13 protein-coding genes are annotated in these 13,045 nt (G+C 61.2%); 6 read left to right on the top strand and 7 right to left on the bottom strand.

Annotated elements, in window-relative coordinates; all coding sequences use genetic code 11:
- Window positions 1-4: 4 nt before the first annotated feature.
- The 6 genes from NKH43_RS02920 to NKH43_RS02895 all read left to right on the top strand — a co-directional run bounded on the left by NKH43_RS02920 (window position 5) and on the right by NKH43_RS02895 (window position 6,035).
- The gene (locus tag NKH43_RS02920; RefSeq protein WP_352844719.1) at window positions 5-166 is read left to right on the top strand and encodes a hypothetical protein; all 162 of its coding nucleotides are present in this window, start codon (window positions 5-7) and stop codon (window positions 164-166) included.
- A gap of 18 nt (window positions 167-184) precedes the next feature.
- The gene (gene arfA, locus NKH43_RS02915; RefSeq protein WP_352856492.1) at window positions 185-1,696 is read left to right on the top strand and encodes an arabinosylfuranosidase ArfA; all 1,512 of its coding nucleotides are present in this window, start codon (window positions 185-187) and stop codon (window positions 1,694-1,696) included.
- 50 nt (window positions 1,697-1,746) lie between these two features.
- Window positions 1,747-2,838 (top strand): ABC transporter ATP-binding protein, encoded by a 1,092-nt coding sequence (locus NKH43_RS02910; RefSeq protein WP_023720713.1) that lies wholly within the window; start codon window positions 1,747-1,749, stop codon window positions 2,836-2,838.
- 19 nt (window positions 2,839-2,857) lie between these two features.
- Window positions 2,858-3,775, top strand: coding sequence for a carbohydrate ABC transporter permease (locus tag NKH43_RS02905; protein ID WP_051409714.1), 918 nt, complete (start codon window positions 2,858-2,860; stop codon window positions 3,773-3,775).
- A complete protein-coding gene (locus NKH43_RS02900; protein WP_352484059.1) occupies window positions 3,772-4,620 on the top strand; it encodes a carbohydrate ABC transporter permease in 849 nt (282 codons plus the stop codon). Before NKH43_RS02905 ends, NKH43_RS02900 begins: the two co-directional genes overlap by 4 nt.
- A gap of 95 nt (window positions 4,621-4,715) precedes the next feature.
- Window positions 4,716-6,035 (top strand): ABC transporter substrate-binding protein, encoded by a 1,320-nt coding sequence (locus NKH43_RS02895; protein WP_352856490.1) that lies wholly within the window; start codon window positions 4,716-4,718, stop codon window positions 6,033-6,035.
- 181 nt (window positions 6,036-6,216) lie between these two features.
- Here the strand turns inward: NKH43_RS02895 and minE are convergent, their stop codons facing one another.
- The 7 genes from minE to NKH43_RS02860 form a co-directional block, all read right to left on the bottom strand.
- Window positions 6,217-6,489 (bottom strand): cell division topological specificity factor MinE, encoded by a 273-nt coding sequence (gene minE / locus NKH43_RS02890; RefSeq protein ID WP_023720709.1) that lies wholly within the window; start codon window positions 6,487-6,489, stop codon window positions 6,217-6,219.
- A complete protein-coding gene (gene minD, locus NKH43_RS02885) occupies window positions 6,486-7,301 on the bottom strand; it encodes a septum site-determining protein MinD (protein ID WP_023720708.1) in 816 nt (271 codons plus the stop codon). The genes minE and minD overlap by 4 nt, the downstream gene beginning before the upstream one ends.
- A 19-nt stretch (window positions 7,302-7,320) precedes the next feature.
- A complete protein-coding gene (gene minC / locus NKH43_RS02880; protein ID WP_031194495.1) occupies window positions 7,321-8,040 on the bottom strand; it encodes a septum site-determining protein MinC in 720 nt (239 codons plus the stop codon).
- Between the two features lie 233 nt (window positions 8,041-8,273).
- Window positions 8,274-9,275 carry a substrate-binding domain-containing protein gene (locus NKH43_RS02875; RefSeq protein WP_031194494.1) on the bottom strand — a complete coding sequence of 334 codons (1,002 nt, stop codon included), beginning with the start codon at window positions 9,273-9,275 and terminating at the stop codon, window positions 8,274-8,276.
- Between the two features lie 107 nt (window positions 9,276-9,382).
- Window positions 9,383-10,435, bottom strand: a complete 1,053-nt coding sequence (locus NKH43_RS02870; RefSeq protein WP_352484056.1) for an ABC transporter permease — start codon at window positions 10,433-10,435, stop codon at window positions 9,383-9,385.
- Window positions 10,435-11,952, bottom strand: a complete 1,518-nt coding sequence (locus tag NKH43_RS02865) for a sugar ABC transporter ATP-binding protein (protein WP_352494489.1) — start codon at window positions 11,950-11,952, stop codon at window positions 10,435-10,437. The genes NKH43_RS02870 and NKH43_RS02865 overlap by 1 nt, the downstream gene beginning before the upstream one ends.
- Window positions 11,949-12,947, bottom strand: a complete 999-nt coding sequence (locus NKH43_RS02860; RefSeq protein ID WP_352548902.1) for a LacI family DNA-binding transcriptional regulator — start codon at window positions 12,945-12,947, stop codon at window positions 11,949-11,951. The genes NKH43_RS02865 and NKH43_RS02860 overlap by 4 nt, the downstream gene beginning before the upstream one ends.
- Between the last annotated feature and the right edge of the window lie 98 nt (window positions 12,948-13,045).

Raw genomic sequence — 13,045 nt, 5'->3', positions numbered from 1 at the left:
TATCATGAAACCGGGTTCTGAAGATAACGCCGCAATTTCAATGAACTGGCTTTCTGCTGAGCCAAAACCTTCGTCTAATTGTCCTACTTTTGGCTATTTTGGCTTGACGAAGGGCTGCCAATTCCTCTTTGATATCGGGCAAGATGATTTAAATCATCGTTTGTGATATCGATGGGAGGAATGCATGAAGGCAGCCGTTACGGCACATCCGCATTATGTTGTCTCGGAAATCGATCCGAGGCTCTACGGATCCTTCATCGAGCATCTCGGGCGGGCAGTTTATACCGGCATCTACGAGCCAGGCCATCCGACGGCGGATGCCAATGGCATGCGTCAGGACGTCATCGATCTCGTCAGAGAACTTAATGTTCCGATCGTCCGCTATCCCGGCGGCAATTTCGTCTCCGCCTACAATTGGGAAGACGGCATCGGCCCCAAGGAAGAGCGCCCGGTGCGGCTCGACCTCGCCTGGCATACGTCGGAAAGCAACGAAGTCGGCCTGCACGAATTTGCCGATTGGTGCACCTCCGCCAACACCGAGATGATGCTTGCCGTCAATCTCGGCTCGCGCGGCCTTGACGAAGCCCGCAACCTTCTGGAGTACGCCAACCACCCCGGCGGCAGTAAATGGAGCGACAAGCGCATCGCCAATGGCCGCAAGGAGCCCTTCGACGTCAAGCTCTGGTGCCTCGGCAATGAAATGGACGGCCCCTGGCAGATCGGCCACAAGACCGCGGACGAGTATGGCCGCTTAGCGCATGTGACGGCCAAGGCAATGCGCGCCTTCTCCAAGTCGCTCGAGTTGGTGGTCTGCGGCTCTTCGAATGCCAAGATGCCGACCTACCCTGAATGGGAAGCGACGGTTCTCGACCATACCTACAACGAGGTCGACTACATCTCGCTGCACATGTATTTCGACAACGAAGCCAACGACGCTTCGAACTATCTCGCCATGAGCGAAAAGCTCGACGACTACATTGTCTCGGTCGCCGGCGTCATCGACTATATCAAGGCCAAGAAGCGCTCCAACAAGCAGGTCTACATCTCGTTCGACGAATGGAACGTCTGGTACCATTCCAAGGAGCAGGACAAGAAAATCCTCGGCGGCAGCGACGGCTGGCCATTCGCCCCGCCGTTGCTCGAAGACATCTATAATTTCGAGGATGTGCTGCAGGTCGGCCTGATCCTCAACACCTTCATCCGCCGTTCCGATGTCGTCAAGATCGCCTGCCTGGCACAACTGGTCAACGTCATCGCGCCGATCATGACCGTTCCGAATGGCCCGGCATGGCGGCAGACGATTTTTTATCCCTATCTGTTTGCTTCTAACTACGGCCGCGGCAATGCGCTGGATCTCAAGGTGGAAAGCCCGACCTATAAATCCACCGTTGCGGGCGACGTCGCCTACGTCGACATTGCCGGCGTGCACGACACGAAGACCGGCCACGTCACCTTCTTCGCCGTCAACCGCCATTCGAGCGAGGCAATCGAAACAGTGGTCGACCTCACCGGCTTCGGCGCAGCGGAAATCGTCGATCACCGGGTCGTGGCGCACGCCGATCTGAAAGCCGTCAATTCGGCCGAGAACCCAGGCAATGTCGGCCCAAGGAAGGGTGAGGGCGCCTCACTCGCCGGCGGCAAGCTGAGCCTGTCGCTGCCGGCCTATTCCTACCAGGTCATTCGCCTGAGGCTCTGAGTTCAGGCGGATCATCGAGACAAGCGCAAGCGCTGAGGAGGAGCGTCGACGTGACGGCCGATATCGAGATCAGAAACGTGAGCAAGCAGTTCGGTGCCATGACGGTGCTGGATCATCTGTCGCTCTCCATAAGGGCACGCGAATTCATCGTGTTCCTGGGGCCGTCCGGTTGCGGAAAATCGACGCTTCTTCGAATGATTGCCGGTCTCGAAGCTGTCGATAGCGGCGAGATTGCCATCAACAATGAGCGCATCGATCATCTGCCGCCGGGCAAGCGCGGCATTGCCATGGTGTTCCAGTCCTATGCGCTTTATCCGCATATGACGGTGCGCGACAACATGGCCTTCGGGCTTGCGAATATCGGCGTTCCAGGCAAGGTCATCGAGGCGCGCATCAACGAAGCCGCCCGCATCCTCGAAATGCCGCATTTGCTCGATCGCAAGCCGGGCCAGCTCTCCGGCGGTCAGCGCCAGCGCGTCGCCATCGGCCGTGCGATCGTCAAGGAGCCGAAGGCGTTCCTGTTCGACGAGCCGCTCTCCAATCTCGATGCGGCGTTGCGCACCCGCACCCGCATCGAACTTGCCCAGCTTCATCAGCGCCTGCAGTCGACGATGATCTTCGTCACCCACGACCAGGTCGAGGCAATGACGCTCGCCGACCGCATCGTCGTCATGAACAATCGCAAGATCGATCAGATCGGCACTCCGATGGAGATCTACGAGCGTCCGGCGACCAAATTCGTCGCAGGGTTCGTCGGTGCGCCGGCGATGAACTTCGTTGATGCGACGCTCAACAAATCCGGCGAGAACGCCACGGCCAGGTTTGCGGACGGCATCTCGGTGCAGACCGAGATCGCCTCCAGCCAATTGACCGATGGCAAGTACACTTTCGGCATCCGTTCGGAAGACGTCCGTATCGTTGCCGCCGGACAGGGCAATGCCGATGGCGTGGTCGATGTGCTCGAGCGGCTCGGCGAACGCACCCTGATCTACGCGCGGCTGGGCGATGGCCAGCAGATAGTCGGTTCCGATGCCGGCAACAGTCGCGTCGCCGTCGGCGACAGGATCGGGCTCGCCTTCGACGGCCAGAAATCGCATCTGTTCAATGAGACCGGCCGCGCCTGGCATGCGAGGGAGGCCTGAGATGGTTGACCGGCTGGCGATGTCCCCGACCGCGACGCTTGCTGTCGGCGCCAGAACGCCGACCGCCGACATCTATGCGCCGCAATGGCGAAACTTCATTTTCGTTGCGCCATTCTTGTTCTTCTTCACGACGCTGCTGCTCTTCCCGCTGCTCTGGGGGATGTGGCTGAGTTTCCACAAGGCCGACACGTTCTCGTCCGGAAATTTTGTCGGTTTCGGCAATTACGTCAGGCTGTATCACGACAAGGTCTTCCTGCAATCGATCTGGAACACCTTCTACTTCGTGCTGCTGACGGTGCCGACGCTGGCGCTGATCGGTCTTTTCCTGGCGCTTTGCCTCAATCGCCGGACGCGCACTGCTGCGGTTTTGCGGACGCTGTTCTTTTCCTCGTCGGTGCTGTCGGTCACCATCGTCACGCTGATCTGGCGCATCGTCTTCATTCCGAATGTCGGTCTGTTGTCGACGATCTACGGATGGTTCGGCGCGACCGCCCCGGCTTTCATTTCCGATCCCAACCTGGCGATGGTCGGCATCGCCATTGCCACCATCTGGTGGTGCATCGGCCTGCCGATGATGCTCTTTCTCTCGGCGCTCCAGCAGATTCCGCAGGATATCTACGAGGCGGCGGCGCTGGACAATGCCAATCGCTGGCAGACGCTACGCTCGATCACGCTGCCGTCGATCAAGCGGACCTTCATCCTGGTGATCATTATCCAGATCGTGCTGCAATTCCAGCTGTTCGGCCAGGCTTGGCTGATGACGCGGGGCGGTCCGAACAACCTGACCAAGCCGATCGTGCTCTACATCTACGACACCGCATTCCGCCGCTGGGATCTCGGCCTGGGCGCCGCTGCATCGGAAATCCTGTTCATCCTCATCCTGATCGCGGCCATGGCCCAGTACCTGGTGACACGCAGCAGGGGAGACCAGGCATGAGCGCTCCAGCCGCTTCCATCAAGGGACGGGCATTTGGCGACCATTTGTTGCTGGCCCTGGTCCTCCTGCTTTCGATCGTCATGATCGCGCCGGTTCTGTGGGTCATCGGCCTGTCACTCAAGGACAATGCGGAGCTGATGGCAGATCCGAATTCGGTGTTTCACGCGCCCTATACGCTGAAGAACTACATCAACACGGTCGGCACCTCGTCGGTGTTCATCTGGGTGCGCAACAGCATCATCGTCTCGGGCGGATTGACGCTCGGCACCTTGATCCTGTCGTCGCTCGCCGGCTACGGCTTTGCACGGCTGAATTTCCCCGGCCGAGACGTGCTGTTCGTGATCGTGCTGTTCGGCCTGGCGGTCCCGGAGCAGGCCGTGCTCGTCGCCCGTCACCAGATCTTCAGCATGCTGAAGTTCCACAACACCTATCAAGGGCTCATTCTGCCGGGCCTTTCGGCTCCGTTCGGCGTCTTCCTGATGACCCAGTATTTCAAAGCCATCCCGAAGGAGTTGGACGAAGCCGCCATGCTCGATAACGCCAGCCGGCTCAGGATTTTCTGGAAGGTGCTTCTGCCGCTCACGCTGCCTGCGCAGGCAACGCTCGGCATCTTTACCTTTCTCGGCGCGTGGAACGATTATTTCTGGCCGCTGATTTCGGCAACGAGGAAGGACATGTTCACGCTGACGGTCGGCATGGCCTCGACGCAGACCAACTTCGCCCAGTCCGAAGGCATCGGCTTCCTGATGGCGCAGGCGGTGTTTGCCGGTGCACCGATCCTGATCGTCTACCTGTTTTTCCAGAAATACATCGTCACGGCGGTCTCCGGCGCTGCGGTGAGATAACGAAGATTGCCTGACGGCCGGGGGGAATGCGCAGCGATTGAAGCACGAAGGCCAATCCAGGGTGGAGCGGCGGAAACTCAGTAGGAGGAACTGATATGAAACTGAAGAAAATGCTGTTTGCCGCAGTCTCTGCGGGCGCAATGATGCTCGCTAATCCAAGCTTCGCGGCCACGGAACTGAGCGTGCAGCGCTTTTTCGGCGCCTGCGATGCCGATTTCGGCACCAACACCGATCCCACCAAAGCCGTTGGCGAATGCGGAATCATCACCTCGCTGATCAACAAGTTCAACGCCGACAATCCCGATGTCCACGTCAACGTCACCACCGTGGAATGGCCCGGCTACGATCAGCTGACCGCGCAGTTCGCTTCAGGCGACGCTCCGGACATCGTCACGATCCATGAATCCGTACTGTCGGATTATCAGTCGAAGGGCCTGTTGATGCCGCTCGACGATCTCTTGACGTCAGTCGGCGTGACACCCGACGCCTTCACCGACGCGGCGCGCAATGGCGCCACCAAAGACAGCAAGATCTATGGCCTGCCGATCGACAGCTGGACGATGCTCTATCATGTCAACATGGATCTTTTCAAACAAGCCGGCCTCGTCAGTGCCGACGGCACGCCGATTTTTCCAAAGTCGCCCGAGGAACTGCTCGCCCAGGCCGAACAGTTCAAGCAGAAGACGGGCAAGCCTTATTTCGTCCAGAACCTGACCAATGAGACTGCGCTCTACACACGCAATCTCTACACTTATCTTTTCCAGCAGGATTCCGATTTCTTTGCCGATCCGAAGCATGTGAAGTTGAATACGCCGGAAGCCAAGAAGGTCGTCGAGATGTACAAGGCGATCTTCGAGAAGGGCTACACCACCAAGGACCTCGATTATGGCGGCTCGATCAATGCCTTCCTTGCCGGCGAGGGTGGCGTCCACCTCAACGGCACCTGGGTGGTCGGCGATTACAACGCCCAGTCCGAAACCAAGGGTACGGCGCTCAACAAGGGCGGCTATGCGGTTTATCCGTATCCGCAGCTGTTTGGCGGCACCCACGCGCAATATGCCGACGGCCACACCTGGGCCGTGTCGCAGAAAGACCGCACGCCTGAACAGATCGCGGCCATCGGCAAATTCCTGAAGTTCTTCGCCGACAACGACTTTGAGTGGTCGCGCACCGGTCACCTGCCCGCCTACAAGGCCGTCATCACCTCGGACGCCTTCAAGGCCCTGCCGCATCGCAACACGATCTCTGCGGTCGCCGACCTCGGCAAGCCGCTGCCGTCGGCCGTACAGCGCCAGTTTGCGATCCAGGACATTATCGGCGAAGAGATGAGTGCAGCAATCAGTGGCCAGAAGGACGTCGACACCGCCCTTGCCGACATGGAAAGCCGCGTCAACGAATTGCTCGCCAACATTTGACCACGGGTTTCGAAAGGCCCTCCCAAGGCGCCCCCGCGGCTGGAAACGGCCGCGGGGTTTTGGTGAGGCGGTGGTTGCAGTGGTTATTGCGTGACTTGCCCGTGGCGACCGGGTCGAACACGCCAATCACGGCGCCGCAACCTCGGCAGCAGCCGACGCGAGCCCTGACTGGAGGATTCCGCTAGAACGCCGCGGCCATGGGCATTGCGATCTTGTTGGGGATCTGGATGTCGATCTCCAATCTCGACGTCGTTTCGCCGTGATCCATGCTCACCTGCAGGAAATCCTGGTCGACCTGAACATGCCGGGCGATCACCGCCATGATCTCCTCGCGCAACACGGAGACGAGATCGGGCTGGTTGCGGCTTCGACGCTCGTAAGCCAACAGCAGTTGCAAGCGCTCGCGCGCCACGGGCGCGCTGCCGCGGCGCTTGAAGATATCGAGCAGGTTCATGCTGCCCTCCTTCCCAACAGCCGGTCGAGGAGGCCCCTCCGCTCGAAAGGCAGAACGACCGGCAGGTCCTCGCCCTCGAGTCTTCTTGCCGCGTCGATATAGGCGCGTGCGGCGGGGTTGGTGTTTTCGCTGAGCGTAACCGGCGCGCCCACATTGGATGCGCGCAGCACGTCCTGGCTCTCGGGAATTATTCCCAGCAGAGGCGTGGACAGGATCTCGAGAACGTCATCAATGCTGAGCATCTCGCCGCGGGCAGCGCGGGCAGCGTCATAGCGCGTGACGAGGACGTGTTTGGCAATCGATTCACCTTGCTCGGCTTTCATCGTCCTGGAGTCGAGCAGGCCGATAATGCGATCGGAATCGCGGACCGAGCTCACTTCCGGGTTGGTCACGATTACCGCCTCGTCGGCAAAGCGCATCGCAAGCTGCGCGCCGCGCTCTATGCCGGCCGGGCTGTCGCAGAAGACATAGTCGAAAACCGAGCGCAGCTTGTCGATGACATCGGCGACGCCTTCCTCGGTGAGAGCATCCTTGTCGCGCGTTTGCGAGGCCGGCAGCAGGAACAGCGTGTCGAGCCGCTTGTCACGGATCAGCGCCTGCGAGAGCTTGGCGGTTCCCTGAATGACGTTGACGATATCGAAAACAACGCGCCGCTCGGCGCCCATGATCAGATCGAGGTTGCGCAGGCCGACATCGAAGTCGACGAGGGCCACCCGCTTGCCGGTTTTCGCGACCGCGGCGCCGAGAGCGGCCGTCGAGGTCGTCTTGCCGACACCCCCTTTGCCGGACGTGACAACCACTACCTTGCCCATATTTGTGCCTCCAATGTTGTTAGTTGAGCGGTGCGACGCAAAGTGCGCCGTCCTCGAGAAAGGCCTGTACCGGCCTTCCTCGCGAGGAGGCGTCCATCTCCTCGGCGGTGCGGTACCAGCCGTCTACCGCCAGAAGTTCGGCTTCATTTTTCCGGCAAAAGATACGAGCCGCAGAATTTCCCGTGGCGCCGGCGAACGCACGCCCACGCAGCGTGCCGTAGACGTGGATCGACCCCCCGGCGATGATTTCGGAACCGGAACTGACGGAGCCGACAATGACCACATCGCCATCGGGGTGAAAGATCGACTGGCCGGAGCGGATCGGTGCCTTGATCATCAATGAGTTCGGCGCCTCCGGCTCTTCCGTCTTGGCCTCAGCGGCGGCTTTTGGGTCCGGCTGCACGTAAAGCGCGTCAGCGGTGGCCTCCTTGGCGCCAACGAGGAGCGGCGGCAGATCAGCATCGAGACCAACATTGCCGTCCGCCTCGATCGCGTAGATGCGAATCCCGCGCTCCGCGAGCTGTGAGACCAGATCTTCGATCTCGCCCGCCTCGGGCTTGAGCATATTCAGGTCGAGCACGACCGGGCGACCGGCAAAGAAGCCGGGAGAGTTTTCGGTCCAGTGATCCAGGCTTTGCAGCCATTCCCCCAACGGGGCCTCAGGGGTGAGGGTGAAGGCTACAAACGAGCGCGCTCGAAAGCGTATGGACTTGTTTTGGATGGGAGCGACGCAGGTCACAGAGGCGACTCCTTACTGATTGGTTAAGGCTAGCCCGGCATGGTTAACGAACAGTTAATGGCGGCCTTCCGAGGCTTCCATTCTTGCTGTTTCGGAGCGCACCGACGGTCGATCTGATTGGACCCTGGAGACCCTCGCCGTTGCCGAAGACCGGCCGATGGGCGGAAATGAGGCGTTGCGACGGTGCGGAGGTGCCATTCGACCTCCGCACCGCAATCGCCATGGCACTTTTGTCAGTTACCCATCATCTGCTTGGCGTTTTCCGGCGTGATCGCCGTCGTTGCAACTGTGACCGTCGGCTCGACGGATGTGGCGCAATCGAGAAGAACCGACTTTGCCATATCGATCGCCTCCTTGGCGCCCGTCGGATAAGTGAAGGTTGCAGCCCATTCGCCTTCGGCAACGGCCCGGATGCCGCCGGCAGGACCTGGCAATCCGTCGGTGCCGATGATCTTGATCTGCCCTTCCTTGCCGGCGCCCTTGGCGGCAAGGCGCGCTCCGGCGGCCATCATGTCGTTGCTGGCGTAGACCATCTTGATATCGGGATTGGCCTGAAGCATGGCTGCGAACGCCGTCTGTGCCTTGTCCGGCAGCCAGTCCGCCGCCTGCTCGGCGACGACCTTGATCTTGTCGTTCTCCTTGACGCCGTCCTTGAAGCCGTTGAGCCGTTCCACGGCAGGGGTCGAACTGGGCAGCCCTTCCAGAACGGCAACTTCACCGCCGTCAGGAAGCAGTTTCGTGGCGGTATATTTGCCGGCTTCGAAGGCGATCTTGTAATTGTCGCCGCCAATAAAAGCCGTGTAGTCCTTGCCCGGATCGCCAACCGTCTTGCGGTCGAGCTCGATGACGGGGATGCCGGCCTCCATGGCCCGCTTCACCGCCGGCGTCAGCGGCGATGCTTCGAAGGGCGATATCAGCAGCAGGTCGACCTTCTGGGTGATGAAATTGTCGACCTGTGAGGTCTGGGTGTTCACGCTGCCGGCGCCATCGGCGATCTGCAAGGTGAACTGGGACACTGCCTTGGCGGCGGCGGTGAGTTCGTCATTGACGTGCTGGCGATACGGCTCGGCATTGTTGGCCTGAGAAAAGCCGATTACGAATTCGCCGGTCTTGGAGCAAGCCTTGACCAATGGTTCCGCAGCTTGAGCCCCTCCGGCGGCTGCGAGAAAGGTCCCGGCAAGCAGACACGTTTGCCAGGCCCTTTGTCTGCTATTGCGTGTGCTCCTGATAACCATGGTTGTTTCCTTCCTGTCGATGCCCTTGGCTCGACTGTTGGTTTGCTGAGCTTCACTCTCCCGACGCCGGGTAAGCTGGCGTTCAGGGGTCTTCCAATGTCGCCCACTTAACGGACCAGACCTTCGCGGCGACGGACGAGGGACTGAAGAACCGCCGCCAGGATGATGATCGCGGCTGTCGCGAGCAATTGCAGGGCGGGTGTGATGTTGTTGAGTTGCAGGACGTTGGCGAGCGCGCCGAGCATGATCGTGCCGGCGACCGTGCCGACCATCGATCCGGCTCCACCGAACAGGCTGGTACCGCCGATGACGACCGCGGCGATGGCGGTAAGTTCGTAACCGGCGCCGTCATTGGCACTGCCGAAGTTGAACTGCCCTGCATGGACGATGCCGGCGAGAGCGGCCGCGAAGCCGGTGATCGCATAGACGGTGATCTTGACGGCGGACACCGGAACGCCCGAGAGGCGCGCCGCCCGCTCATTGCCGCCGACGGCAAAGACATAGCGGCCAAAGCGGGTCGTGTTGAGAACCACTGTGGCGATCGCCGCAAAAGCGATGAAGACGATGGTTGCCACCGGCACCACATTGTTGAACAAGCGCTCGCCCAGAATGGCAAATACCGGAGGGGCAAGCCCGGGTCCGTCGCCATAGGAGATGTTGATGTACTCGTTGCCCGAGACGACCAGGGCCAGACCGCGCGCGGCCTGAAGGCCCGCGAGGGTGACGATGAAGGGCTCAAGGCGGAAGCGCGTCGAGATCGAGCCCTGAACGGCACCGAAGACCACGCCGGCAAGAAGCACGGCAAGGATCGTCGGCACGAGGCCAACGCCACCATTGATCATCATCGTGGCCGTGACGACACTGGCCAGGCCAAGCAAAGCGCCAACCGAGAGGTCGATCCCCGCAGTGATGATGACGAAGGTCATGCCGATCGCGATGATGCCGGTCTCGGACACGGCGCGTACGATGTTGGCGATGTTGTCCGGGGCGATGAACAGTATCTGTCCGTGCCGGCGCGGCGAGAAGATGATGCCGCCGATCACGACGACCACCAAGCCGATCAGGCTCTGGAAGCGGACGATGAGTGCAAGCGGATCGCGCCGCTTCTGAGCTGTCTTGCCGCTCGGCAGTTCGGTATCCGCCGTGCTGGTGTCGGACATCAGGAGGCCTTTCCGGTTGCGGCGGCAAGCACCGTGTGTTCATCGACGCCGCGCTCGAATTCCGCCACGTTGCGGCCCTCCCGAAGAACCACGATGCGATCGCATAGGCCAATCAGCTCAGGCATTTCGCTCGAGGCGACGAGTATGCCGAGGCCTTGCGATGCCAGATCGCGAAGCCTGGCATAGATTTCCGCCTTCGCGCCGACGTCGACGCCACGCGTCGGTTCATCCAGCAACAGCAGCCGCGGATTGCCGAGGATCTCCTTGGCGAGCACCACCTTCTGCTGGTTGCCGCCCGACAGCGCGCCGACCGGGATGGCCGCATTGCGCGGTCGTATGTCGAATTGGCCGAACGAGCGCGCCACAGCGGCTGCTTCGCGTGCAATCGACATGAAGCCGCGCGGCGAGATTCGTCGCAGCACCGACATGACCAGGTTGCGGCCGACCGCTGTACGCAGCATCAGCCCGCTTCCTCGCCTGTCGTCGGTGACGAGGGCGACGCCGGCCCTGCGCGCAGCTCTGATGGACTCGAGGCGCACCGGGCGATCGTCGACCTCGACGGTGCCGGCCCAACGGCCGGCCAGGCCGGTGCCATAGAGCGCGCTGAGCAACTCGGTACGGCCGGCACCCATGACGCCCGCCAGGCCGACAATTTCGCCCTCATGCACGTCGAGCGAAACGTTTTGGGGAACCTGCCAGCCGGCGCTGGCTCGAGCGGGATGGAAACGGGCGTCCTTGAGATGAAGGAGCCGGCGACCTGCGGTGCGTGTGCGTTTCGGGTAAAGGTCCTCCAGAGGCCGGCCGACGAGAAGGCTGACCAGTTCGGCCTGTGGTGCGTCCGGGGCTGTCGTCCCGGCCACGCGGCCATCGCGCATCACCGTTACCCGGTCCGCAACTTGGGGAACCTCCTCAAGCCGATGCGAGATGTAGATGATGCCCACGCCGGTGGCACTGAGCTTGCGCATGATGGTGAAGAGCCTGTCCACCTCGCTGACCGTCAGGGCCGCCGTCGGCTCGTCCATGATCAGGACACGCGATGCATAGGACAGTGCCTTGACGATCGCCACGACCTGACGATGCCCGATCGACAGTTCGCCGACGGGCCGTTCGACATCGATGTCCAACTCGATGGCGGTCAGCCGGGTGCGGGCTTCTTCGCGCATCCTTGCGACATCGAGAAAACCGCCGGGCTTCACCAACTCGCGACCGAGGAAAAGATTGGCCGCGACATCGAGGCCAGGCACGAGATCGAGTTCCTGGAAGATCGTGGCGATGCCGGCGGCCTGCGCTTCGCGCGGATTGGCAAAATGCACCGGTGCGCCATCGATCGTGATCGTTCCTTCGTCAGGGGCGTGCACACCGGACAGGATGTTCATCAATGTCGACTTGCCAGCGCCGTTCTCGCCCAGCAGGGCATGGATCTCGCCCACGCGCAGTTCGAAATCGACGCCGCGCAAAGCGTGAACGCCACCGAAACGTTTAACGACGCCATTCATGGTCAGAAGCGGCGAAGTCATGCCGGTCTTCCGCAGGATGCGCGCAGGCGCAGCGTTGGCTCAAGGCGAACCGTGCGTCGTTGGCCATCTGGAAGTCCAATCCGCTCAATCAGCAACGCGGCTGCCTGCCGGCCCAAATCCTCGCAGGGCTGTTCGACCAGCGTCAGTCGCGGCTCGAAGTAATCGGCCCATTCGAAATCGTCGAAGCCGACCACCGATATGTCCCTGGGGACAGTGAGCCCTCGCTCACGGACCGCGCGCATCACGCCTATCGTCGACAGATTGTTGCCGGTCACCAGGGCAGTCGGAGGCACCAGCAGCGACAACAGCGCATGGGCGGCGGTGCTCGCACTGGCGGTGGTCGCGTTTCCCGTCACGACGTAGTCCGGCACAAACTCCAGGCCGTTGGCCTCCAGTGCCGCGCGAAATCCGTTCATGCGCTCCAGCGTGGTGGCAAATCCCCGCTGTCCGGCAACAAAACCGATGCGGCGATGTCCGAAGGACACGACGTGGTCGATCAGCGCGCGGATGGCCTCGAAATTCTCGACACCGACCTGATCAAAGCGATCGTCAGGTAGTCGGTCGATCAAGACGCAGGGCAGGGACCGTTCCGAGAGATATCGCAATGCAGCTTGCGGCGCGGCAGAGGGCGCCAGGATGATCCCGTCGACGCGTCGCTGGTGCAGTGCCTGGACGACAGCCAGTTCCTTGTCGGAATCGTCCTGCGTATCCGACAGGAACACCATGAGGCCAAGGCGCGCGCACTCGGTCTCGACGGCGCAGATGATGTCGCTGAAATAGGGGTTTGAGATCGCCGAAATCGCCAGGCCGACACTGCTCGTCGAGGCCAGCTTTAGCGAGCGTGCGACACTGTTGGGCATATAGCCGAGAGCAGCGATCGCCTCGCTCACCGATCTGGCAGTGGCCGGGGAGACATAGCGGGTTTGATTGACGACGTGTGAAACGGTCGACACCGACACGCCTGCCCTGCGAGCGACCTCGACGATCGTCGTCATCGCGGAGCTGTCGCGCTCGACGTGGTGACGGGCAAGCGCACGCACGCTCCTCCTCGAATCTTGCGTTTCCCAGTCTCACAATCTTTGAATCCGCCTGG

This window comes from Mesorhizobium sp. M1163 (genome assembly GCF_040318415.1).
In the GTDB taxonomy this organism is placed as follows: domain Bacteria; phylum Pseudomonadota; class Alphaproteobacteria; order Rhizobiales; family Rhizobiaceae; genus Mesorhizobium.
This window is presented reverse-complemented; position numbering and strand designations above follow the sequence as displayed.